Source organism: Pantoea sp. DY-15, from assembly GCF_019795935.1.
Taxonomy (GTDB): domain Bacteria; phylum Pseudomonadota; class Gammaproteobacteria; order Enterobacterales; family Enterobacteriaceae; genus Pantoea; species Pantoea leporis.
In genome coordinates this window covers 304,691-328,474 of the sequence record NZ_JAIMIF010000003.1, presented here as the reverse complement: position 1 = coordinate 328,474, position 23,784 = coordinate 304,691, and the positions used below count along the sequence as shown (strand labels likewise).

Annotated in this window: 22 protein-coding genes; 7 read left to right on the top strand and 15 right to left on the bottom strand. The window is 53.9% G+C overall.

From position 1 onward, the window contains the following. Positions 1-111: 111 nt before the first annotated feature. The 3 genes from K5Y32_RS14165 to lrhA all read right to left on the bottom strand — a co-directional run bounded on the left by K5Y32_RS14165 (position 112) and on the right by lrhA (position 2,835). Entirely contained in the window at positions 112-792 is a 681-nt protein-coding gene (locus K5Y32_RS14165; RefSeq protein WP_008105151.1) for an NADH-quinone oxidoreductase subunit B family protein, read from the bottom strand. 15 nt (positions 793-807) lie between these two features. Then, positions 808-1,251, bottom strand: a complete 444-nt coding sequence (locus K5Y32_RS14160) for an NADH-quinone oxidoreductase subunit A (protein ID WP_007889316.1) — start codon at positions 1,249-1,251, stop codon at positions 808-810. Positions 1,252-1,911: 660 nt separating this feature from the next. Further along, positions 1,912-2,835, bottom strand: a complete 924-nt coding sequence (lrhA, locus tag K5Y32_RS14155) for a transcriptional regulator LrhA (RefSeq protein WP_021509211.1) — start codon at positions 2,833-2,835, stop codon at positions 1,912-1,914. A 967-nt stretch (positions 2,836-3,802) separates the two neighbouring features. Here lrhA and K5Y32_RS14150 point away from each other — a divergent pair. Next, on the top strand, positions 3,803-5,020 hold the full coding sequence (locus tag K5Y32_RS14150) for a pyridoxal phosphate-dependent aminotransferase (protein WP_008105154.1): 1,218 nt from the start codon (positions 3,803-3,805) through the stop codon (positions 5,018-5,020). 70 nt (positions 5,021-5,090) lie between these two features. Continuing rightward, complete coding sequence (yfbR, locus tag K5Y32_RS14145; protein WP_176971187.1) at positions 5,091-5,690, top strand: 5'-deoxynucleotidase; 600 nt, start codon at positions 5,091-5,093, stop codon at positions 5,688-5,690. A 27-nt stretch (positions 5,691-5,717) separates the two neighbouring features. Here yfbR and K5Y32_RS14140 read toward each other — a convergent pair whose 3' ends face one another. The 3 genes from K5Y32_RS14140 to yfbV form a co-directional block, all read right to left on the bottom strand. Next, positions 5,718-6,377, bottom strand: coding sequence for a sugar phosphatase (locus K5Y32_RS14140; RefSeq protein ID WP_222184634.1), 660 nt, complete (start codon positions 6,375-6,377; stop codon positions 5,718-5,720). A 14-nt stretch (positions 6,378-6,391) separates the two neighbouring features. Beyond that, positions 6,392-6,886, bottom strand: a complete 495-nt coding sequence (locus K5Y32_RS14135) for a YfbU family protein (protein ID WP_008105160.1) — start codon at positions 6,884-6,886, stop codon at positions 6,392-6,394. Positions 6,887-7,037: 151 nt separating this feature from the next. Next, a complete protein-coding gene (gene yfbV / locus K5Y32_RS14130; RefSeq protein ID WP_222184632.1) occupies positions 7,038-7,490 on the bottom strand; it encodes a terminus macrodomain insulation protein YfbV in 453 nt (150 codons plus the stop codon). A gap of 339 nt (positions 7,491-7,829) precedes the next feature. On the opposite strand from yfbV, the gene ackA reads away from it, so the two are divergent. The 3 genes from ackA (at position 7,830) to K5Y32_RS14115 (ending at position 12,638) form a co-directional block, all read left to right on the top strand. Beyond that, the gene (gene ackA / locus K5Y32_RS14125; protein WP_101763649.1) at positions 7,830-9,032 is read left to right on the top strand and encodes an acetate kinase; all 1,203 of its coding nucleotides are present in this window, start codon (positions 7,830-7,832) and stop codon (positions 9,030-9,032) included. A gap of 73 nt (positions 9,033-9,105) precedes the next feature. Then, positions 9,106-11,250: a phosphate acetyltransferase gene (pta, locus tag K5Y32_RS14120; protein WP_176971183.1), complete on the top strand. Its 2,145-nt coding sequence runs from the start codon at positions 9,106-9,108 to the stop codon at positions 11,248-11,250. 128 nt (positions 11,251-11,378) lie between these two features. Beyond that, on the top strand, positions 11,379-12,638 hold the full coding sequence (locus K5Y32_RS14115; protein WP_222184630.1) for a 4-aminobutyrate--2-oxoglutarate transaminase: 1,260 nt from the start codon (positions 11,379-11,381) through the stop codon (positions 12,636-12,638). Positions 12,639-12,684: 46 nt separating this feature from the next. On the opposite strand, the gene yfcD is transcribed toward K5Y32_RS14115, so the two are convergent. Together yfcD and yfcF are read right to left on the bottom strand one after the other, a co-directional pair. After that, on the bottom strand, positions 12,685-13,230 hold the full coding sequence (gene yfcD, locus K5Y32_RS14110; RefSeq protein ID WP_007889295.1) for an NUDIX hydrolase YfcD: 546 nt from the start codon (positions 13,228-13,230) through the stop codon (positions 12,685-12,687). Positions 13,231-13,341: 111 nt separating this feature from the next. After that, complete coding sequence (gene yfcF, locus K5Y32_RS14105; protein WP_008105173.1) at positions 13,342-13,983, bottom strand: glutathione transferase; 642 nt, start codon at positions 13,981-13,983, stop codon at positions 13,342-13,344. Between the two features lie 204 nt (positions 13,984-14,187). Between yfcF and K5Y32_RS14100 the strand changes: the two genes are divergently transcribed. Next, complete coding sequence (locus K5Y32_RS14100) at positions 14,188-15,081, top strand: TIGR01777 family oxidoreductase (protein WP_101763646.1); 894 nt, start codon at positions 14,188-14,190, stop codon at positions 15,079-15,081. Between the two features lie 32 nt (positions 15,082-15,113). On the opposite strand, the gene K5Y32_RS14095 is transcribed toward K5Y32_RS14100, so the two are convergent. The 3 genes from K5Y32_RS14095 to dalD are packed head-to-tail and all read right to left on the bottom strand — an operon-like array spanning position 15,114 to position 19,291. Continuing rightward, the gene (locus K5Y32_RS14095; RefSeq protein ID WP_192233267.1) at positions 15,114-16,394 is read right to left on the bottom strand and encodes an MFS transporter; all 1,281 of its coding nucleotides are present in this window, start codon (positions 16,392-16,394) and stop codon (positions 15,114-15,116) included. A 22-nt stretch (positions 16,395-16,416) separates the two neighbouring features. After that, entirely contained in the window at positions 16,417-17,886 is a 1,470-nt protein-coding gene (gene xylB, locus K5Y32_RS14090; RefSeq protein WP_222184628.1) for a xylulokinase, read from the bottom strand. A 10-nt stretch (positions 17,887-17,896) separates the two neighbouring features. Continuing rightward, positions 17,897-19,291, bottom strand: a complete 1,395-nt coding sequence (gene dalD / locus K5Y32_RS14085) for a D-arabinitol 4-dehydrogenase (RefSeq protein WP_222184625.1) — start codon at positions 19,289-19,291, stop codon at positions 17,897-17,899. A 195-nt stretch (positions 19,292-19,486) separates the two neighbouring features. On the opposite strand from dalD, the gene K5Y32_RS14080 reads away from it, so the two are divergent. Beyond that, positions 19,487-20,434: a sugar-binding transcriptional regulator gene (locus tag K5Y32_RS14080; RefSeq protein WP_101763642.1), complete on the top strand. Its 948-nt coding sequence runs from the start codon at positions 19,487-19,489 to the stop codon at positions 20,432-20,434. Between the two features lie 173 nt (positions 20,435-20,607). On the opposite strand, the gene hisP is transcribed toward K5Y32_RS14080, so the two are convergent. The 4 genes from hisP to argT all read right to left on the bottom strand — a co-directional run bounded on the left by hisP (position 20,608) and on the right by argT (position 23,766). Next, positions 20,608-21,381: a histidine ABC transporter ATP-binding protein HisP gene (hisP, locus tag K5Y32_RS14075; RefSeq protein WP_101763641.1), complete on the bottom strand. Its 774-nt coding sequence runs from the start codon at positions 21,379-21,381 to the stop codon at positions 20,608-20,610. A gap of 8 nt (positions 21,382-21,389) precedes the next feature. After that, the gene (locus K5Y32_RS14070) at positions 21,390-22,106 is read right to left on the bottom strand and encodes an ABC transporter permease (RefSeq protein WP_008105190.1); all 717 of its coding nucleotides are present in this window, start codon (positions 22,104-22,106) and stop codon (positions 21,390-21,392) included. Continuing rightward, on the bottom strand, positions 22,103-22,789 hold the full coding sequence (locus tag K5Y32_RS14065) for a histidine ABC transporter permease HisQ (RefSeq protein WP_008105192.1): 687 nt from the start codon (positions 22,787-22,789) through the stop codon (positions 22,103-22,105). Before K5Y32_RS14065 ends, K5Y32_RS14070 begins: the two co-directional genes overlap by 4 nt. Positions 22,790-22,983: 194 nt before the next feature. Next, complete coding sequence (gene argT, locus K5Y32_RS14060) at positions 22,984-23,766, bottom strand: lysine/arginine/ornithine ABC transporter substrate-binding protein ArgT (protein WP_101763640.1); 783 nt, start codon at positions 23,764-23,766, stop codon at positions 22,984-22,986. Between the last annotated feature and the right edge of the window lie 18 nt (positions 23,767-23,784).

Below are 23,784 nucleotides of genomic sequence, written 5' to 3'. Positions count from 1 at the left end.
ACTCACCATTCCGGCCTGTAATCAGGCGCTCAAAAGAAGGCGTCAGGATGGCGGCGCACATTAAATTGTGATGTTCTGCTGTGGCCGTGGCTCCATCCGTGTACGGGAAGCTTAAACTTCGTCTGGCGATCTCAGGTTGGTGACGGCAATACGCTCGCCACGCTTTCTTTCACGCTCTGGCTGCATATTGGCGCGATAAACACCCTGATCACCGACCACCCACGAAAGTGGACGACGCTCTTTGCCAATCGACTCGCGCAGCAGCAGCAACGCCTGCATATAAGCTTCTGGACGCGGCGGGCAGCCAGGAATGTAAACGTCAACCGGCAGGAATTTATCCACGCCCTGCACCACCGAGTAGATGTCATACATGCCACCCGAGTTAGCGCAAGCGCCCATGGAAATCACCCATTTCGGCTCCAGCATTTGGTCATATAAACGCTGAATAACCGGCGCCATTTTGGTAAATGGCGTACCGGCGATCACCATGAAGTCAGCCTGACGTGGCGAGGCGCGCATAACTTCGGCGCCAAAACGTGCCACGTCATGCACTGCGGTGAAGGATGTGGTCATTTCCACGTAGCAACAGGAAAGGCCGAAGTTATACGGCCATAGAGAGTTTTTACGACCCCAGTTCACCATGTCATGCAGAGCGTGCTCGAGCTTGCCCATGTAGACGCTGCGGTGAACGTGTTGCTCCAGCGGATCGGTAACCGTTTCCTGTTTCTGCAGAGGATAACGATCGTTATCGCCGCCCCCGTTCGGGTCTACGCGTGTCAGCGTGTAGTCCATCTTATTGCCTCGCTTTTACTGCTTATGAGGGTTGGTGTGGCTGTGACTGACCGGGACAGATTTGACCACTACGCGACGACGCGCAGGAGCCCAATCCAGCGCACCGATGCGCACCAGATAAACCAGGCCTGCCAAGAGCACCAAAATGAAAATTGCGGCTTCGACAAAGCCGACCCAACCGCTTTCGCGAATGGAAGTCGACCATGCGTATAAATAGAGGGCTTCGACGTCGAATATGACGAAGAACATCGCAACCAGATAGAATTTTGCAGAGAGGCGAATATGAGTGTCACCGACCGACTCAATACCCGATTCGAACGGGGTGTCCTTGTGTCGCGCACGCGCACGACCACCTAACAACCAGCCACCGGTCAACATAAAGGCACACAGGCCGAATGCGATAACGATAAAAACAATAAATGCCCAGTGATGAGCGATCACTTCTGTAGTTGTCGACATACTCTTTGCTTACTCATCAAAAGTGGTGATGGCATCCTGCGCTGTTGCAGCAAACACACCACATCGATTCAAGGGAAGGATAAAAAACCTTATAAACTTTGCTGTCATTAGCAATAAAGCAGCAATTTTATAGGGGTTTTTACTCCTTTCTATAACCTTTTGTCAACTTTGACAAAAGTATCCAAACATTATTTTACAGCTGCATCATATTATTAACATTCAACCCTCTGAGCGCCAGCTAAATCGCTTCAGTTTGTGAGGTTAATTTTAGTGTAGCGGGTATTCACATGCGTGGATCGTGCATTTAACAATCATATTTTGACAGGTCTCGCCCGAGATTCCCCCCCCTTGTCAGGGGTATTTTTTTGATCTAAAGCACATAACTGGGTTTTATGCTGCAAAAAACAGCGGAGTGGACGGGCAATTGCCCTGGGAAAGTTGGCACGAATTGATAAAATCATTCCATGTAGAGTAAAAATGGAACACATTTCATTTTTAAGATGTCGAGTGAAATCTTTTTCAGAAAATCGCTCTAAAAATGACGTGTTAAAAGGCATAAAAAAAGCCTTAGCGGATAATTACCCAGCTAAGGCTCATTTTTGTCGCTTTTAACAATTAACCGGTATTCCAATTGAGAGGAATTACCAGTAACTGCAACCCTTACTCTTCATCATCCAGTAACAAGGTACCGTCTGGATTAGCACTCAAATTATAAGGATCGTTGGTGGACTGCATGGCATTGAAGATCGCCAGCGCCAGTTCGTTATCGCTGTCGGGATTACGGCACAGCAGATACTGCGTATCAGGCAATACTGGCAAACCTTCTGCCGCGCCCATCACACGCAGTTCTGGACTCATCATCTCAACTGGACGCGCTGTCACACCCAAACCGGCTTTAACCGCTGCACGGACGGCAGCCAGCGTTGAAGCAACATAGGAGATGCGCCACGGAATGCCAGCCTCGTTGAGGTGATCAATGGCCATATCGCGATACGGGCTTGGCTCATCCAACAGAACCAAAGGAATGGCCTCTCCACGCTGGAAGATATAATCTGCCGCGCAGTACCACAATGTTGGTGATGTACGCAGTACCTGATAAGTAAAGTTTCCTGGGCTGGACGTGGTCACAACCAAATCGACTTCACCTTGATTCAGCATTTCCATCATGAACGGGTTGCGCTTAACACGCACATCAATGGCCAGCTTCGGATAGACCGACGTTACGCGGTTAAGCAGGAACGGCAGAATGGTATCTGAAGTATCATCTGAAGCGCCTATGGTCAGAACGCCCTGGATGTTGCTGTACATTAAAGAGGTGCAAGCTTCGTCATTAAAACGAAGGATTTTCCTGGCGTAACCCAGCAGTTGAATGCCATGCTCCGTCAGCAATTTATTACGTCCATGTCTGGCAAACAGCTCTTTACCTACCAATTGTTCCAGACGTTGCATCTGCTGGCTCACTGCGGACTGCGTTCTGCACACGGCGGCAGCGGCAGCTGCAAAAGTGTTCAGATCGGCAACGGCAACAAATGTACGCAGCAGATCGAGGTCGAGATTCAGTATCGGACGATTTGCATTAGTCATGTTTTTTCTTCACTTATAAGATTTTTTAAAACTACTACCCTGGTGTATTACCCGACTTATCAAAGAGATAAGAGGCAATGGTGCTTAATGACAGCCCTGTGTGGAGCTGCCATGAAAAAATTTTGTCAGGCGGATGCCGACGATTGCACCACTCTGAGATCAGAGCAGCGTCGTCATTATAGACAGCAGAACTTCTGGGCCGAAAACGTAAGTCGTACAGGTGCTGGAAGCTGCGTAGTTGTCTATGTCTCCCGCACAAAGTCCCTGCGGGTTAAAAGAAATAACATCATGTTATGTAGATGCGAAGCGATAAAGTGCATCAAATAATAAATTATACTTAATCATTTTTACGCTATAAATGGAAATGTTTTTGTTCAAAACATCGCAATTTTTGACCAAAAGTCTTTTCGCACACATCCTGCCATAATGCTGCTCTTTTTTTAACCCCTCCAGGTTCTGAATATTAAAGACTTACGTTAAAGATACAGCGCAAATGCCATTTTGCGCGTGTTTTACACTGAGTTGCAGCTGACGATGGTGCTTAATCCTGCCAATAAAAAGTGTATGAGAATGAACTCTATTTTGTGACGCCAAACAGTGCTTAATCATTACCAGACAATTTTTCGCCATCCAACAAGATTCATTTAACTATTTCGTCTGGTCGCTAATGTTTTTTTAAGCCAGTTTTGACTGAAAAATTTCTGAATTGTCTCGGATGTCGATGGAAGAAGGCATTTACACGTCAGGCACACCTTACCAGCGTTTAATATTAACATTCTTCACATTTGTGGACTAATGAACCAGATTAATCGATTTCCAATGACTTTTACGCCAAGTGAAGGGGGAAAAAATGGCAAACACGCCAAAACCAAGCGCTGCCCTTCTTTTGTTAAGGTGAGAAGAGTAAATTGGGCGAGTTTGATTTTTGGTGGCAGGTTAAAGGACTCTGCCCATAAAGGCGGTAACAATGAATTTTCAAATTGATAAATCCGGCAAGCTGGAAAATGTCTGTTATGACATCCGTGGCCCGGTACTGAAAGAAGCTAAACGTCTCGAAGAAGAAGGCAACAAAGTTCTCAAGCTGAACATCGGCAACCCTGCCCCGTTTGGTTTCGAAGCGCCTGATGAAATTCTGGTCGATGTCATTCGCAATCTGCCGAGCTCGCAGGGTTATTGCGATTCAAAGGGGCTGTATTCGGCGCGTAAAGCGATCATGCAGCATTACCAGGCGCGTGACATGCGCGATGTCACTGTCGAAGACATCTATATTGGTAACGGCGTATCCGAACTGATTGTGCAAGCGATGCAGGCATTGCTCAACAGCGGTGATGAAATGCTGGTGCCTGCGCCGGATTATCCGCTGTGGACCGCTGCCGTTTCGCTGTCGAGCGGTAAAGCGGTGCATTATTTGTGTGATGAATCAGCAGGTTGGTTCCCTGATCTGGATGATATTCGCAGCAAGATCACCCCGCGCACGCGTGGCATTGTCATCATTAACCCGAATAACCCGACCGGCGCGGTTTACAGCAAAGAGTTGTTGCTTGAGATTGTTGAAATCGCGCGCCAGCACAATCTGATTATTTTCGCCGATGAAATCTACGACAAGATTCTCTACGACGAAGCACAACATCATTCGATTGCTGCGCTGGCACCCGATCTGCTGACGGTGACCTTCAACGGCTTGTCCAAAACTTATCGCGTGGCGGGTTTCCGTCAGGGCTGGATGGTTTTGAATGGTCCGAAGAAACACGCCAAAGGTTACATTGAAGGGCTGGAGATGCTGGCGTCGATGCGCCTGTGTGCCAACGTTCCGGCACAACACGCGATTCAGACCGCATTGGGTGGTTATCAAAGCATTAGTGAATTTATCGCGCCCGGCGGACGTTTGTATGAACAGCGCCAGCGTGCGTGGGAATTGATTAATGATATTCCTGGCGTCAGCTGTGTGAAGCCGCAAGGTGCGCTCTATATGTTCCCGCGTATTGACGCCAAGAAATTCAACATCTTCGACGATCAGAAGATGGTGCTGGATTTCCTGTTGCAGGAAAAAGTGCTGCTGGTTCAGGGCACCGCTTTCAACTGGCCGTGGCCGGATCACGTACGTATCGTTACGCTGCCGCGCGTGGACGATTTGGAAATGGCCGTCAGCAAGTTTGGTCGTTTCCTGCAAGGGTATCGTCAGTAACAAGCTACGAGTATAGTCATCGTATTTCGGGGAAAGCTAACTTTCCCCGCCATACGAACAGGAACCGTCCATGACTCGTAGCCATTTTTTCGCCCACCTCTCGCGCCTCAAACTAATCAACCGCTGGCCATTAATGCGCAATGTGCGCACTGAAAACGTCTCCGAGCATAGTCTTCAGGTAGCGATGGTTGCTCACGCACTCGCCATCATCAAAAACAAAAAGTTTAACGGCAATCTGAACGCCGAGCGCATTGCCATGTTGGCGCTGTATCACGATGCCAGCGAAGTGCTGACCGGGGATTTACCGACGCCGGTGAAGTACTACAACGCGCAAATTGCGCACGAATACAAAAAGATCGAGAAGATTGCACAACAGAAACTCATCGATATGCTGCCGCCCGAACTGCAGGACGCTTATCGCCCGCTGATTGATGAACACTTGCATAGCGAAAGTGAACAATCCGTGGTGAAGCAAGCGGATGCACTCTGCGCCTATGTGAAGTGTCTGGAAGAGTTATCGGCGGGTAATAACGAGTTTTTGCTGGCCAAAGCGCGCCTGGAAAAAACCCTGACGCAGCGGCGCTCGCCGGAAATGGATTATTTTGTTGAGGTGTTTATTCCCAGCTTTAGCCTGTCGCTGGATGAAATCTCACAGGATACGCCGCTGTAAAAAAACGGGCCGCTGCGGCCCGTTACTTTATGCGGTGATCGAAAGGGTAAATTCGCCGCTATCTTCCTTGGTGACGTTTAGCGGTTCAAGCGTTGCCACGCGGAAGGTGACTTCGTCGAGGCGCGGCGCATCGGCTGGCGCATTGATGGCGATCACCGCACTGCCCGCATCCAATCCTGAAATGATACCCGCTGGCGCATCCTCAACCACCACGCATTGCGTCGCCGAAAGCCCCAAACGCTCAGCACCCAACATATAAGGCTCGGGATTCGGCTTACCGAGCTTGATGTTCTCCGCAGTGATGAACACCTCTGGCATGGGTAGATTGGCGGCTTTATGGCGCGCGTGGGCAACAGGAATCGAACCCGACGTCACAATCGCCCATGGGATCTGAAGCTCGTTCAAGGTAGTCAGTAACGCTAATGCGCCCGGAATCGCCTGCACGCCTTGCGTGTCTTCCGCTTCGAGACGTTCAAGCCAGAGAAACTCCGCCTGGATCGCCTCTTCAGATTGTCCTGCCATAAAATGGCGCAGCGAATTGATGGCAGGCTTACCGTGTATATAGCTCAGGACCTCTTCCGCCGACAAACCGTGGCGCTCGCCCCACAATGACCATGCGCGAATCACAGCAGGCAGTGAATCCACCAGCGTACCGTCTAAATCAAACAGAAAACCCCTGTACTTCACGCATAGCTCCTTATTCAGGCATTGATAATCTGCGCGATCTCATTCGCGCTGAGATGATATTGACGCGGACAAGTGTGCCACACCGTTAGCATGCGTTGGTATTTTTCCCACATCGGCGTTTGAGCATTGAAGCCATGTGTGCCGGAATCAAAGTGGGTATAGCGCCCTTCAACGTTCACCATAAAGCGTACGTAGCCGAGATAACGCGCTTCGGTGGCCGCATCAAAGCCGAGAAACGCCAGGCGACGCTCGTCAATCGCGCTGCCATCTTTGAGGTTTGACCAGGAAACATGCAGCGCATGGTGCATTTCCATAATATCGATCAGCAGGCGACAGGTCGCTTCGGTTAGCTCGCCGAACTCTTTATCCAGTTCGCGTAACTGCAAGCCATAGCCGCGTTCAATAATGGTTTGATAACGACGATAGCGCTCGGCGTTATCGGGTTCCAGCATGGCCATCATTTTGTATTGATTGGAGAGGATCAGTCGTTGTGCGTGGGTCATTTCCATTGGTTTGCTCCCGGGCCAGGCGGCCGCTTAAGATTTAAACAATGAAGAAATGATTACACAAGGAAAGTGATGCGTGTATGTCCGCACCACTTTTCTTTGATTTGAACCGGGATTTGGCTCAAATTCTCCGGCAGGTAAAAGCGTCAGCGGATCAAAGATCGTCGAGGAAAGTGCGATCGAGCTGTTTAAAGGCACGCTTCAACACATCGGCGAGCGACTGGTATGTCGGCTTACCGTCGACAGGTGCAATCGCCTGCCCCGCTTCTTGCAGTTTGCTACGCACTTCATGGAACCACTGCAGCAGTGTCGGCGGCAACGGCGTCACAGAACGTTTACCCAACCACCATAATCCTTGCATCGGCAGGCTGCAAGCAAACAGCGCGGTGGCAATTGCTGGACCAAGTTGTCCCCCCATCGCGATTTGCCATGTCAAGGTGAAAATCGCCAGCGGCGGCATAAAGCGAATGGCAAAACGCGTTGCATTCACCACGCGATTTTCAGGAAATACCGGCGCCAGGCGCTTGTCTGCAGGCCAGGTCTTCATGTATCGCTGTCCGCGCTGGAACAAGCCGAACCAGCCGGGTTTGTCTGTCTCATTCGCCATGATAGACCTCAACTAAATCTGCAATATTTAAAATAAACCGATAACTACACAACTTTACGTGACATCCTTCAAAAGTTTTTGTCTTTGCGGGTGACAGTGAGTATTCTGACGCCGTTTGAGTAACATTACCGGAAGCTTTAGCTCAATAAAAGAGCGGCCAGAGCCATGTTTCGCTAAGTGCTTATCAAAAATAAGCGTAAAATCACCAAAATTTTTTGCATGTCACTGAATTTTTGACTAGCACATGATGTTTATCATTAACCTACCAGCTTTCATGGGCTACGCTGTTAGTCTGATTGCGTTTTTTTTAGCCACTATTTAACAAAAATAGGTACTTCCATGTCGACGAAGTTAGTTCTGGTTCTGAACTGCGGCAGTTCTTCACTTAAGTTTGCCATCCTTAACCCTGTTACCGGCGACGAATACCTCTCCGGTTTGGCTGAATGTTTCCATTTACCGGAAGCACGTATTAAGTGGAAACTGGACGGCAGCAAACAAGAAGCTCAGCTTGGCGCGGGTGCGGCACACAGCGAAGCACTGAATTTCATGGTCAAAACTATTCTGGCACAAAAACCAGAGCTTTCGGCACAAATCGCTGCAATCGGCCATCGTATTGTTCACGGCGGCGAGCAGCTGACCAAATCAGTCATCATCGACGAATCTGTTATTCAGGGCATCAAAGACGCCTCTTCTTTTGCGCCGCTGCACAATCCTGCGCATCTGATCGGTATAGATGAAGCGCTGAAAAACTTCCCACATCTTTCTGATAAAAATGTCGCGGTTTTTGACACCGCATTCCATCAGACAATGCCGGAAGAGTCCTATCTCTATGCTCTGCCGTACAAATTGTATAAAGAGCACGGCGTTCGTCGCTACGGCGCACACGGCACCAGCCACTACTATGTGACGCAGGAAGCCGCGAAAATGCTGAACAAACCCGTTAGCGAACTGAACGTCATCACCTGCCACTTGGGTAATGGCGGTTCCGTTTCTGCTATTCGCAATGGTCAGTGTGTTGATACTTCAATGGGCCTGACGCCATTGGAAGGTTTGGTGATGGGCACGCGCAGTGGCGACATCGATCCTGCGATTATCTTCTTCCTGCATGATGCCCTGGGCATGAGCGTTGATGCCATCAACAAGCTGCTGACCAAAGAGTCTGGCCTGTTAGGTCTGACCGAAGTCACCAGCGACTGCCGCTATGTGGAAGACAACTACAGCACCAAAGAAGATGCTAAGCGTGCGATGGATGTGTTCTGCCACCGTCTGGCGAAATACATCGGCAGCTACACTGCGCTGATGGAAGGCCGTCTGGACGCCGTGGTCTTCACCGGTGGTATCGGTGAAAACGCGGCGATGGTGCGCGAGCTGGCGCTGCAGAAACTGGGTCTGCTCGGCTTCGAAGTCGATCACGAGCGCAACCTGGCAGCACGCTTCGGCAAATCGGGTTTCATCAACAAAGAAGGCACGCGCCCAGCCGTGGTGATCCCAACCAACGAAGAGTTGGTGATTGCTCAAGACGCCGCGCGTCTCACCGCTTAAAAACACTTCTCTCCGTCAGCTTAGGCTGACGGAGTTGTTTTAGACAGTCTGCAACACCTGAGAGGTTTCTATCGTGTCACGTACAATTATGCTCATTCCTACCGGCACCAGCGTCGGTCTGACCAGTGTCAGCCTCGGCGTGATCCGTGCCATGGAGCGCAAAGGCGTGCGCCTGAGCGTATTCAAGCCAATTGCCCAGCCACGTGCGGGTGGCGATGCGCCAGACCAAACCACCAGCATTATCCGTAAAAGCTCCGCAATTCCTGCCGCAGAACCGCTGCAGATGTCACGCGTTGAGTCGCTGCTTGGATCTAACCAGCAAGACGTGTTGATGGAAGAGATCATTGCCAACTATCACGCAAACGCTAAAGACGCGGAAGTGGTGCTGGTTGAAGGTCTGGTCCCCACGCGTAAACATCAGTTCGCATCTGCTCTGAACTATGAGATCGCTAAAACCCTGAACGCCGAAATCGTCTTCGTCATGGCGCTGGGCAACGATTCTCCGGCGCAGCTTAAAGAGCGTATCGAACTGACGCAAAGCAGCTTTGGCGGCAGCAAAAACAAAAACATCACTGGCGTGATCATTAACAAACTGAATGCGCCGGTGGATGAGCAAGGTCGTACGCGCCCGGATCTGTCAGAAATTTTCGATGACTCTTCCAAAGCCAGCATCGCCAACATCGATCCTAAGCAACTGTTTGCTAACAGTCCGCTGCCGGTGCTGGGTTGTGTGCCGTGGAGCTTTGATCTGATCGCCACCCGCGCCATCGACATGTGCCGTCACCTGAACGCCGATATCATCAACGAAGGTGAAATCCAGACGCGCCGTGTGAAATCTGTCACCTTCTGTGCGCGGAGCATTCCACACATGCTGGAGCACTTCCGTCCGGGTTCACTGCTGGTGACCTCCGCCGATCGCCCTGATGTGCTGGTTGCCGCCTGTTTGGCCGCGATGAACGGTGTTGAAATCGGTGCAGTACTGTTAACCGGTGGATATCAGATTGAAGCGCCAATCGCACGCCTGTGCGAACGTGCGTTCCAGACCGGCCTGCCGGTGTTTATGGTGAAAACCAACACCTGGCAGACGTCGCTTAGCCTGCAGAGCTTCAACCTCGAAGTCCCGACTGACGATACACAGCGCATCGAGAAAGTGCAGGAGTACGTGGCCAGCTTCATTAATGAAGATTGGGTGGAATCACTGACTGCGACGTCTGAGCGCAGCCGTCGCCTGTCTCCACCGGCATTCCGCTACCAGCTCACCGAGCTGGCGCGCAAAGCCGGCAAACGCATCGTGCTGCCAGAAGGCGACGAGCCGCGTACCGTCAAAGCGGCAGCAATCTGCGCCGAACGCGGCATCGCTACCTGTGTGCTGCTCGGCAATCCGGAAGAGATTCAGCGTGTCGCGGCGGCGCAGGGTGTTGAACTCGGCACAGGCATCGTGATCGTGGATCCAGAAGTGGTACGCGAAAACTATGTGCCGCGTCTGGTTGAGCTGCGTAAGAGCAAAGGTATGACCGAAGTGGTCGCGCAGGAGCAGTTGGAAGATAACGTGGTGCTCGGCACCATGATGCTGGAGAGCGGCGAAGTTGACGGTCTGGTATCCGGCGCGGTTCACACCACGGCGAATACCATTCGTCCACCGCTGCAGCTGATCAAAACCGCGCCAAACAGCTCGCTGGTGTCGTCGGTATTCTTCATGCTGCTGCCGGAGCAGGTTCTGGTGTATGGCGACTGCGCCATCAACCCGGATCCCAATCCAGAACAGCTGGCAGAGATCGCGATTCAGTCTGCCGACTCAGCCAAAGCCTTTGGTATCGATCCACGCGTCGCGATGATCTCCTACTCAACCGGTAACTCCGGTGCCGGTAGCGACGTTGAGAAAGTACGTGAAGCCACGCGCATCGCGCAGGAAAAACGCCCGGATCTGGTGATCGATGGTCCGCTGCAGTACGACGCCGCGATTATGGAAGACGTCGCCAAATCCAAAGCGCCAAACTCTGCGGTTGCCGGCCGCGCTACCGTGTTCATCTTCCCAGATCTGAACACCGGTAATACCACTTACAAAGCGGTACAGCGTTCTGCCGATCTGATCTCCATCGGACCGATGCTGCAAGGCATGCGTAAGCCGGTGAACGACCTCTCGCGCGGCGCACTGGTGGATGATATCGTCTACACCATCGCATTGACGGCGATTCAATCGCAGCAGGCCGAAGGCTAATCCCCTTCCCCGCCCGCCAAAAAAGCATGCACTTCGGTGCGTGCTTTTTTTTGCTCCGCACTTCACTGGCATAAACCTCACGCTGCGCTAACACTGATTGAAGTCTGCCGCTAATTGCGAGGTGAATAATGAGCAACAGTGATGTGCACCGCCGTCGTTTACAAGCCACGCCGCGCGGCGTAGGTGTGATGTGTGATTTCTATGCGGTAAGAGCCGAGAATGCCACGGTTTGGGATCAGCATGGCCGCGAATACACCGATTTTTCCGCAGGCATCGCAGTGCTTAACACCGGGCATCGTCACCCGAAAGTGATGGCTGCGGTGCAACAGCAGCTAGAATGCTTTACCCACACCGCATTTCAAATCATCCCTTATGAGAACTACATTCATCTCGCTGAGCGACTAAATGCGCTGGTGCCGATTAGCGGGCCGGTGAAAACCACCTTTTTCTCAACCGGTGCTGAAGCGGTCGAAAACGCGGTCAAAATCGCGCGTGCGGCCACCGGTCGGCCCGGCATCATCGCCTTCACCGGCGCGTTTCATGGCCGCACCAATATGACAATGTCGCTGACCGGGAAAGTGGTGCCGTATAAAACCGGCTTCGGCCCCTTCGCCAGCCCGGTGTTTCACGCGCGCTATCCCAACGCGCTGCACAAGGTCAGCGTGAGCGATGCGCTCGACAGCCTGGAAGCGATTTTCCGCAGCGATATCAGCCCGCAGCAGGTGGCAGCCATTATCTTTGAACCGGTTCAGGGCGAAGGCGGTTTCTACGATGCGCCGCCAGAGTTTGTCGTTGCGCTGCGGGAGTTGTGCGATCGCCACGGCATACTGCTGATCGCCGATGAGATCCAGAGCGGTTTTGCGCGCACCGGCAAGCTGTTCGCCAGCGACTATTACGCCGTGCAGCCTGATATCATCACCATGGCGAAAAGTCTGGCCGGTGGTTTCCCGCTCTCGGCGGTATCGGGACGCGCAGAAGTCATGGATGCGCCAGAACCCGGCGGCCTGGGCGGAACCTATGCTGGCAGTCCACCGGCGATTGCGGCGGCGCTGGCGGTGTTAGACATTATCGAAGAAGAGGCGCTGTGCAGCCGCGCCAACCAGCTTGGCAGCCGATTAAAACAGACGTTGCAGCGAGCAGATTGTAAAGCGCTGGCGGAAATTCGTGGTTATGGCTCAATGATGGCGGCGGAATTCAATGATGCGGCGGGCAAGCCGTCGGCGGAGATTGCCAAAGCTATTCAGCAGCAGGCGCTGGAAAAAGGTTTGATTCTGCTAACCTGTGGCGTGTACGGCAACGTGATCCGCTTCCTCTATCCGCTGACTATTCCCGATGCGCAGTTCGAGGATGCGTTGGCACTGTTGGCGGGGATTCTGCGGGAACATTAACAATGTTGTGTATAAGGTCGCCAAAAATGGCGACCTTACGGCAAGATTACGCTTCGCTGCTCTGTTTACGACGTGCAGCATCACTGTTTCGGCTCAGCCACAGCGACAGCGCCTTAAGCGAATCATCGGTGAACTCGTCACAGCGCGCGGTGATCTCTTCCGGCGTCATCCAGAAGATCTCATCCACTTCCTCTTCCTGCATGGCAAACGGGCCATGGGAAACGCAGCTGAACAGCCCGCCCCATACGCGGCAATGCTGATCTTCAAAGTAGAACTGACCGTGCTCGGCGAACGGAACGGCCGCGATACCCAATTCTTCTTCCGCTTCACGACGCGCCGATTCCAGCAGGTCTTCGCCACTCTGCACCACGCCACCGGCAGTGGCATCCAGCATACCCGGCATGAAGTCTTTGATTTCAGTACGACGCTGCACCAGAATTTTGCCCATGCCATCGTGCACCACAATATAGGTAGCCCGATGACGCAGACACTGCGCACGCATCTGCGCACGGCTGGCCTGCGCAATGACTTCGTTCTCTTCGTTAACGATATCAACCCACTCGATACCGTCACCTGCCGTTTGATCCACCATCCGTAACCCTTTTCTGTTTTCGGCGTGCCCAGCACGCGCCTGTTTGCCATGCTTTATTAGAATGAGCGGTAAGGTAAAGCGTTCTTTTCGCCATCGCAAGGCGCATCGTGCTCAGCGTGTTTTACCCGATTCCGCTAACCAGAGTTGCACCGAAGCACGCTGCCACTGGAACTCAGCATAGTGTTGCAGCTTCACCGGCAGCGCATCGCCGTGCAGCGCCAGTCGATTAATCATCACAGCTAAATCGGTATCCGCAATCGACCATTCGCCAAACAGATTTTGCTGACCATCAGGCAAAAGGCGCTGCACCGCAGCAATGAGTTTGTTGGCAGCTTGCTCACCCGCCGGCGTAAGCGGCGCAAAGCGTTCGCCGGCGAACAGCACTTCGGTTGGACGCTCAGAGCGCAGCGCCATTAAGTCGCTGCGCAGCCATGCCTGCACTTCGCGCGCATGCGCCCGTTTCTCACGATCGCGCGGATAGAGCCGCTCGAACTCTGGCGCCGGAAAACGCTCTTCCAGGTACTCAGCAATGGCTGAAGATTCCGTCAGCAGCACATCATCGATTTGCAGCGTCGGCACGCGGCAGGTCAGCGACAGCGCGCGGTATTCCTCATCCCACTGCGCATTCTGCGATAAATCGACGCGCTTAAGGGTGAAGGGAATGCCCTTCTCGGTGAGCGCAACATAAACCGACATGGCGTAAGGGCTGAAAAAGCAAGAATCTGACCACAAAGTAATGGTTGGATAATTCATTGGCTGCCTCAGAAAAGCGTCAGGTGTGCATCATGTTTACCGATTTTTATTTATTAAGGCAATGGTGCGCTGGTCGGATCTTTAGCGGCTAAGACCAGCGCTGACTTTTCCTTTTTCTTCATAAGCGTAAGCCGAGTCACGCCGCGCGCACGCTTCTCTTCTATGCTCAATCTGAGCAGATAAAAAATGACAAGGAGGCTCAACATGCATTTACTGATCACCGGTGGCACCGGCCTGATTGGCCGCCATCTGATTCCGCGTCTGTTGCAGCTTGGCCATCAGGTGAGCGTCGTCACGCGCGATGTCGCCGCCGCACGTGAGAAACTCGACGCCAGCGTGGCGCTGTGGTCCGGCATCAATCAGCAAACCGATTTAAACGGTATTGATGGTGTGATTAATCTTGCGGGCGAACCGATCGCCGATAAACGCTGGACCGAACAGCAGAAGCAGCGGCTGTGCGAAAGCCGCTGGCAGATCACCGAGCAGTTGGTGTCGCTGATTCACGCCAGCAGCAATCCCCCGCAATTTTTGATTTCCGGCTCGGCTACCGGCTTTTATGGCGATACCGGCGACTTAGTGCTGACCGAAGAGGATCCGGGCCAGGATGAATTTACCCATACGCTGTGCGCACGTTGGGAACAATTGGCGTTAACTGCACAGAGCGATCGCACGCGCGTCTGTTTGCTGCGCACCGGCGTGGTGCTGGCGAAAGAAGGCGGCGCGTTATCGAAGATGAAACTGCCGTTTAAGCTTGGCGTAGGCGGTCCGATTGGTAGCGGCAAACAGTATTTACCGTGGATTCACATCGACGATTTGGTTAACGCGCTGCTGTGGCTAATCGATCACTCTGAACTGCGCGGCCCGTTCAACATGGTTGCGCCCTATGCGGTGCGCAATGAGCAGTTCGCCGCCACGCTCGGCCATGTGATGCATCGCCCAGCCTTTATGCGCACGCCCGCCAGCGCCATCAAGCTGATGATGGGCGAATCAGCGGTACTGGTGCTCGGCGGCCAACATGTGTTGCCGAAGCGCCTGGAAGAGTCAGGCTTTGGTTTTCGCTGGTACGATTTGGAGGAAGCGTTGCGGGATGTCGTGTAGGGGCGCCATTAATGGCGCCCGCCTATCACAGATTAACTCCTTTGCTGCGCCACGCGTGATTTCACTGCCGCAGGTTCATGCGTATGTCCCGGCTGCGGCACGCGGATGATAAAGGTCAGCACGCCAGCAAACACGTACAGCGCGGTATACGCCCACACCACGCCGACGATATCGAAAAACGGCAGCAACACCGACGCAATCGCGGGCGCGACAAAATTACTCAGTCCGGCCGACAGGTTATAAATCGACACGGCGGCGCCTTTGTGATGCGGCTCCAGTGTCGGAAACACTGCGGTCATCGGCACGAAGGCGGCGACAAAAATTCCTAACATCACCGCCGGAATCAGCGCCACCCAGAAGTTATGCCCGGCATACAGCGGCAGGTAGTAAAACGCCAGACTGGAGATGGCCATACCGAGACAGCCAAACCAGCGCACCTGACGGATCCAACCCAGTTTCTCACCGGTAATGCCCCAGAAGATGTTGGTAAAAATGGTAACGAAGAAGAACACCGCCCAGATTTGCAGCCATTCGGAAATGGTAAAACCAAGACGATCAACGAACAGCAGCGGCATGATAATGGCGAAACCAAACAGTGACAGCGTATTAATGATGCGAATCAGGCAAGCATAAAACACGTGCTGGTTGGTAAACAGAATAGTTACTGCCCGCGACATTTCGGTCATTTTATCGCGCATCGGCAAATTGACGCGCGAACGATCAACCGGCACATGGCGCAAGCTGAAATAGGCCAGCACGCCACCACAGGCAACCCAAATAATCGCCAGCCACAGCGTACCGGTTTCGCCAAGCATCGGGATGGTCAGACTCGGTAAATAGCTGCCGACCACACCGATACCGACGGAATACATTGCCCAGAACCAACCGGTGGCTGCCGCCAGTTTTTCACGCGGCAGCACCTGCACCAGCATCATCATGAATGAGTAAATGAATAGCGGATACGCCAGACCGCGAATGCCGTAAAATAGCACCATCAGCGGATAGTTGCGCATGCCAAGTCCCAGCGACATAAACAGCGTGTGCATGACAATCCACAGCACGAAGCCAATCATCATGGCACGCTGGGGCGTAATCAGTTCCGCTACCACGCCCGATGCCCACGCCGCTAGCGCTGCCGCCAGTCCGTAAAAAGTAAATACTACCGCCGACTGCGCTGGCGTGAAGCCCATATCGGTGATGTGACGCGACAGAAATGCCATTTCAAAGCCGTCACCCGCCATAAAAATAGCGATGGCGAGGAAGCCCCAGAACATCTTTTTCGGTAAGCCAAACCAGTAATCATTCGATTGCATCTCATTCATCCTCTGTCTGGAATTATTCAGGCAACAACACTCGCGCCTGCTGCTGTTGTGCATAGAGCGTGCGGAACAGCTGCAATCGCTGCTGCAGCACCTTGCCGCGCGCAGCATCTGGTTGATATCGCGCCTGCACCGGCGGTTTTAGGCAAACTTCGCTCTCCACACCACCCGCGGCCAGCCATGCCAGACGCGCAGCCCCCAAAGCGCCGGACGCGCTGGCGGAATGCGTGACGATCGGCAGTTGCAGCACATCGGCGATCAACTGCGCCCACAACGTGCTGCGCGCCCCACCACCGGTCAGGCTGCACTGCTGAATCTGGCGCTGCGCATCACCAAGCACCGCGAACCCGTCGGCCAGACCAAACGCCACGCCTTCAATCACCGCATAGCCGAGCAGCGCACGCGGCGTTTCGTGGCGCAGATTGAAGAAAGAACCGGAGGCGTCAGGATCGTTGTGTGGCGTGCGTTCACCGGAAAGATAGGGCAGGAAAAAAGGGGCATGACGCCGCTGCTCTTCACTGAGCTGTGCCATCTCTTCCATCAGTTGGCTTTCGGTAACGGAGAGCAGATTACACAGCCAGCGCAGGCAGCTGGCGGCGCTGAGCATCACGCTCATCTGGTGCCAGCGTCCGGGCAAGGCGTGACAAAAGGCGTGTACGCCCGATTGCGGATCGGCCAGCAAACGATCGTTGACGACAAAAATCACGCCGGAGGTACCCAGCGAGATAAAAGCATCACCCGGATTAACCGCGCCCACACCAACCGCCGATGCGGCATTGTCGCCACCGCCGCCCGCCACGCAGACCGCGGCCGACAAGCCCCATTCACTTGCCAGTTCGGCTTTCAATGGGGCGCTCACCGCGCTGCCTTCCACCAGCGCCGGCATATTGGCGCGCGTGAGACCGGTGATGGCTAACAGTTCGTCGCACCAGTCGCGCTGAGCCACATCGAGCCACAACGTGCCTGCCGCGTCTGAAGGTTCACTGATAAATTGTCCGGTTAAACGCCAGCGTAGGTAATCTTTCGGCAGCAGCACTTTATCGATGCGACGGAAAATCTCAGGCTCATGTTCCGCCACCCAACGCAGTTTAGGTGCGGTGAAGCCCGGCATAATCATATTGCCGCTGAGCTGCATCATTTCCGGATGTTGGGCACTGAGCGCGGCACATTGCGGCGCGCTGCGTGTGTCGTTCCACAGAATGCACGGGCGCAGCACCTTGCCCTGCGCATCCAGTAGCACCGCGCCGTGCATCTGCCCGGATAAACCAATAGCGCGAATCTCGCTCCAGGCCAGCGCGTCCTGCTGGCGCAATCCAGCAAGGACATCACCGCACGCTTGCCACCAGCGCTCGGGATCCTGTTCTGCCCAGTGCGCATGCGGGCGCTGCACGTTGAGCGTGGCGTGATTCGAGGCGATGATCTCGCCCTGCGCATTAATGATCAGCGCTTTGAGCTCGGAGGTGCCAATATCAATCCCAAGATACATAACGCGCTCCTTACACCGCAGCCAGCATGCGTTCTGGCTGTTTCAGCCACAGTTGCAGATCCGCCACGCTGCGCGTCACCAGCGCATGAAACGCCTTGTCCTGTGCCAGTTCGCCAAATAGCGCGCTATCGCTGAGGAAAGCGTTCAGTGCATCGGAGCGGCTAAACTGCTGGCGCAGAGCATCGGCTTGCAGCACGCCATCCTGATAGGTGTAAGGCAAATCATCACTGGCCCAGCGTTGCAGGAACAGGAAGAACAGTGCAGGCAGCACGGCAGTGGCCGCCGGTTCTGCGCCACGCTGGTAGCATTCGCGCAGTGTTGGCGTCACCATGCCGGGGATTTTCGACAAACCGTCCGCGCCAACACGTTGATTGGTGTCTTTAATGTAGGGATTGCTAAAACGCGCCAGTACCACATCGCGATAATCGGCCAAATCCAGCGGGCTCGGCGACAGCGATGGCATCACATCCTGGGTCACGTAGTCATAGGCCAGTTGGTAAATCGCCGGCTGACGCGTGCTGTCATCAATGTAATTGAGGCCAATCAGCGTGCCTGCCCAGGCAATCGCCGCATGCGTGGCGTTAAGGATGCGGATTTTCGCCTCTTCCCACGGCAATACCGATTCCACCAGCTCAACGCCAACCTTCTCCAGCGCCGGCCGACCGGCAATGAAGTCATCTTCAATCACCCATTGAATAAAGGATTCGGCCATCACCGATGCACCATCCTCTTTACCCGTAGCGGCTTTAACGCGCTCAGCCACATCCGGCGTTGGACGCGGCGTTATGCGATCCACCATGGTGTTGGGCGAGGTGGTATTTTCGCGCACCCAATTCGCTAAGGCGTTGTCACCTTTGGCGGTAAGAAACGCGAGGAAGCCGTGACGGAAACGTTCGCCGTTGTGGCGCAGGTTATCGCAGTTGAGCAGCGTAACGGGCGCGCCACCGTTGGCCACGCGCTGCGTGAGGATGCGTGCCAGCGCGCCATAAATCGTGCGGATGTCGCCTTTCACATCGGCCTGCACATCCGGCTGCGTCAGATCCAGTTCGAATTCCGGTGTCAAATAGTAACCGGCTTCGGTGACGGTAAAACCTATCACGCGGGTTTCACTTTTCGCTCCCTGCTCCACCAGCGCGCTGATGTTGCTATCCCACGGCAAGATTTTGCGCAGTGACGTGATGGTTTCGTAGGCGCGTTCGCCATCGGGTGTAACGGTTTCCAGCACATATTCGCCCTCTTGCGCAGCGAGTTGCTTTAGCAACGGCGCGGCATCATTGCGGATATTGCCGAGGGCAATGCTCCAGCTGTCATCGCCCTGCTCGCGTAGTTTATGCAGATACCACGCCTGATGAGCGCGGTGAAAAGATCCTGCGCCGATATGCATCCACACTGATTGATTGGTCATAGTCGCCTCAAAATAAACATTTGCCACGATTAAGGGCATTTGCCCGATGAGGCGTAGCATAGTGCGAGCGAGCAGCCTTGTTCTGCGAGCTCAATCACAATTAATACTTTTGCTCTTTTTTAGGGCTTTTGCTCAGTTAACACTTCATCGGCATCTCGCGTTAACATGGCGCACCGGTTTTGACGGAACAGCGCGATGAGCAGAGAAGAGAAAAAACAAGAACTGGCAGCACGTGCGGCCTGGATGTATTACGTGGCGGGCGTGACGCAGCAAGAGATTGCGCGCGCATTAGGATTGTCACGTCAGGTGGCGCAGCGATTGGTCTCCAGCGCACGTGAAATGGGCATGGTGAGCGTAAAGATTGATCATCCGGTTACCCATTGCTTGCATCTGGCGCGCGACGTTCAGGATAAATTTGGCCTGCAACTGTGCCGTGTGGTGCCATCCGCCAATCTGGATGATGACGCTATTCAGCAGATGCTGGCAGTGGAAGGCGCGGCGGTGATGGCGCAATACATCAGCGAGGAGCAGCCGCAGGTATTTGGCATTGGTTCCGGTAAGACGCTGCGCTCGATGATTGATGCGCTGCCCTGGGTTGAGCGACCGCAGCATCAGTGCGTTTCGATGATTGGCGCGATTGCGCGGGACGACTCGGGTACGCGCTACGACGTGCCGCTGAAGATGGCGGAGAAGATGCAGGGCAAGTATTTCTTCATTCCTGCGCCGCTGTATGCGGATACGCCCGAAGATAAAGAGATGTGGATTCAGCATCAGGTTTATCAGCGCGTGACGTTACGCGCCTTACAGGCGAATGTGGCCTTCGTTGGCATCGGCGAAGTGCAGCCCGGCTGCCCGCTGCATGCCGAAGGCTTTATCACCGATGCGCAAGTGGCTGCGCTCAACGCGCGCGGCGTAGTGGGCGAAATGCTCGGGCACTTTTTCAATCAGCAAGGTGAACGCGTGTGGGGTGAAACCGATGAACTGCTCACCAGCGTGTTGCTGGAGAGCCAGACGCAACGCCAGATTATTGGCTTTGCCGGCAGCGAGCGTAAATATCCGGCGATTCGCGCGGCGTTGCAGGGCGGCTGGGTGTCAGGTCTGGTGACCGATGAGGATACGGCGCTGAAGTTGTTGCGGGGGTAGAGGGTGCTTGCTGTCCCCCATCCCGGCCTTCCCCCGCCCGCGGGGTAAGGAGATGCTGCCAAATGCCACTTCAACACCCACATATAGCAGCATCTTCCTCCCCCAATTTTGGGGGAGGACCGAGGAGGGGGACAGCGAGGAATGGCCTGGATGGGGGACAGCGGGCACAAAATCTACTTCAACGATCCCTTCAAAAACTGCTGCAAACGTGGGCTTTTTGGATTGCCGAACAGCTCATCCGGCGTGCCCTGCTCTTCAATTTTGCCCTGATGCAGGAAGATCACATGATTAGAGACGTGACGAGCAAACTCCATCTCATGCGTCACCACCACCATGGTTTTACCCTCTTCCGCCAGTTTCTGCATGATACGCAGCACTTCGCCGACCAGTTCCGGATCGAGCGCAGAAGTGGGTTCGTCAAACAGTAACACTTCGGGCTCCATCGCCAACGCCCGCGCAATCGACACGCGCTGCTGCTGACCACCGGAAAGGTGCACCGGATATTTGGCACGCGCACGCGCATCAATGCCGACTTTATCCAGATACTTGATCGCACGCTCACGCGCTTCCGCCTTGCTCAGCCCCAGCACCTGAATCGGCGCTTCGGTGACGTTGTCCAGCACCGTCATGTGGCTCCACAGGTTGAAGTGCTGAAACACCATGGTCAGGCGCGTGCGCAGCATACGCAGCTGCTCTTTGTTCGCGACTTTCAGTTGACCATCGGTGTCGCGCACCAGATTGATCTGCTGGTTGTTGACCGCAATGGTGCCTTCGCTCGGTTTCTCGAGGAAGTTAATGCAGCGCAAGAAGGTACTTTTCCCGGAACCGGACGAGCCAATAATGCTGATCACATCGCCGGCATTCGCCTGCAGCGATACGCCTTTCAGAACTTCATGTTCACCGTAACGTTTGTGCAGTTCGGTAACGCTTAATTTATTGTCAGCCATAGTGATACTCAATGCGATGAAGAAGGTTTTACGTGCGCCAGGAAGCGTTGTTCAGCTTTGCGGAACAAGCTAATCAGCCCGTAAGAGATTATCAGATACAGCACCGCAGCGATGCCAAACGCGGTAAACGGCTGATAGGTGGCCGAGTTGATATCGCGCGCGATTTTTAACAGATCCGGCACCGTCGCGGTAAACGCCAGCGCGGTGGAGTGCAGCATCAGGATCACTTCATTGCTGTACGCCGGCAGCGCGGTGCGCAGTGCTGAAGGCAGAATGATGCAGCGATACAATTTAAACGGTGAGAAGCCATAGGCGCGCGCCGCTTCGATTTCACCGTGCGGCACCGAACGAATCGCACCGGCAAAGATTTCGGTGGTATAGGCGCAGGTGTTCAGCGTGAACGCCAGCAGCGTACAGTTCAATCCACTGCGGAAGAAGGCGTTCAGCAACTCGGTGCCCTTCACCACTTCCAGCGTGTACATGCCGGAGTAGAACACCAGCAGCTGCACATACAGCGGCGTGCCGCGAAACACATAGGTGAACAGCCAAACCGGCGTGGAGATAAAGCGGTTAGAGGAGACGCGCGCAATCGCCAGCAGCACCGCGAGCGAACCGCCAATCACCACCGAGATGATCAATAACCACAGCGTAATCGCGATGCCGGTAAAACGGTAACCATCGGTCCAGAGCAGCTGTTTCCAATACTCCTGAATAATCTCAATCATAGCTCTGCCCTTTTCACACCCACCGTGTAGCGACGTTCAAGCCACCACAGCACGCCATTCGACAGCGTGGTAAACACCAGATAAATCACACCCGCCACAATGGCGAAGTAGAACGGCTGCCAGGTACTTTTACCTGCCAGCTGCGTGGCTTTCACCACATCTTCCAGCCCCAGCAGCGAAACCAGCGCCGTGGCTTTGAGAATAACCTGCCAGTTGTTGCCGATGCCCGGCAGCGCAAAGCGCATCATGGCCGGGAACAGAATGCGACGGAAGGTTTGCGAGCCAGTAAAACCGAAGGCGGTTGCCGCTTCGATCTGCCCTTTTGGCACCGCGAGGAACGCACCACGGAAGGTTTCAGTGAAGTAGGCGCCGTAGATAAAGCCGAGCGTGATGATACCGGCGACCATCGGGTCGATATCAAATTGCGCCAGTCCCAGCGCATCAGTGAGAGTATTCAAGGCGATCTGCAGACCGTAGAAGATCAGCAGCATCAACACCAAATCGGGCACACCGCGGATTAAGGTGGTGTAGCCTTCAAACAGCATCGCCAGCGGGCGACTGCGGGAAAGTTTGGCGCCAGCGCCAATCAAGCCGAGCACCACCGCCAGCAACACGGAACTGAGCGCCAGCTCCAGCGTCACAAGGGTGCCCTTGAGAATTACTTCGGAATAGCCATACAACATGGGTTCAATCCTGTCGTGAGGGTAAGTTACAAACGCTGCCCAACTGACGGACAGTCCTAACCAGGGAATTTGAATCGCAGGATGGATGGCGGCAAGCGTATGAAGCCGGGCAGTTTACATAGGTAAGCGCCCGGAGTGAATACTTATGTGCAACCTTCCTGCCTTTCACAGACCAGGATTAGGAAACAGGATAATTAATCGCCGTACACGTTGAAATCAAAGTACTTCTTAGCAATCTTGTCGTAAGTGCCGTCTTTACGCATCTCAACAAAAGCTTTATCGATCGCGGCCTTCAGATCGGCATCATCTTTACGCAAGCCCATACCGGTACCGACGCCAAAGATCTTGTCGTCTTTCACTGCCGGGCCGGCAAACGCATATTTAGCGCCAACAGGCTGCTTCAGGAAACCTTCGCTCGCCTGCACTTCGTCCTGGAACGCGGCATCAATACGACCGGCATTCAGATCCTGATACACCAGATCCTGGTTAGCGTAAGGCGTAACGGTGACACCTTTTGGCTGCCAGTACTCTTTTGCATAGGTTTCCTGAGTGGTGCCCTGCAGCAGACCGATGTTTTTCCCTTTCAGGGATTCAATGGTCGGTTGCAGCGTAGAACCTTTCGGTGCCACTAAGCGCGCGTTTGCCGCATACAGTTTTTCAGAGAAATTGATCTCTTCCTGACGCTTTTCGGTAATTGACAGAGAAGAGATGATGGCGTCGATCTTCTTCGCTTTCAGCGACGGGATCAGCGCATCGAAATCACTTTCCACATAAGTACATTTAGTCTTGATACGTTTACAAATTTCGTTCGCCAGATCGATATCAAAGCCCACCAGCTGACCTTGCGCGTTCTTGGATTCGAATGGCGGATAAGTCGGGTCAGTTCCGATGCGCAGCGACTGCGGCACAGCGGCGAAGACGCTCGCGCTACTTACCATTGTCAGCATCAGAGAAAGAGCCAGAACTCGCTTTTTCATAGGTAACCCTCAAGTGAA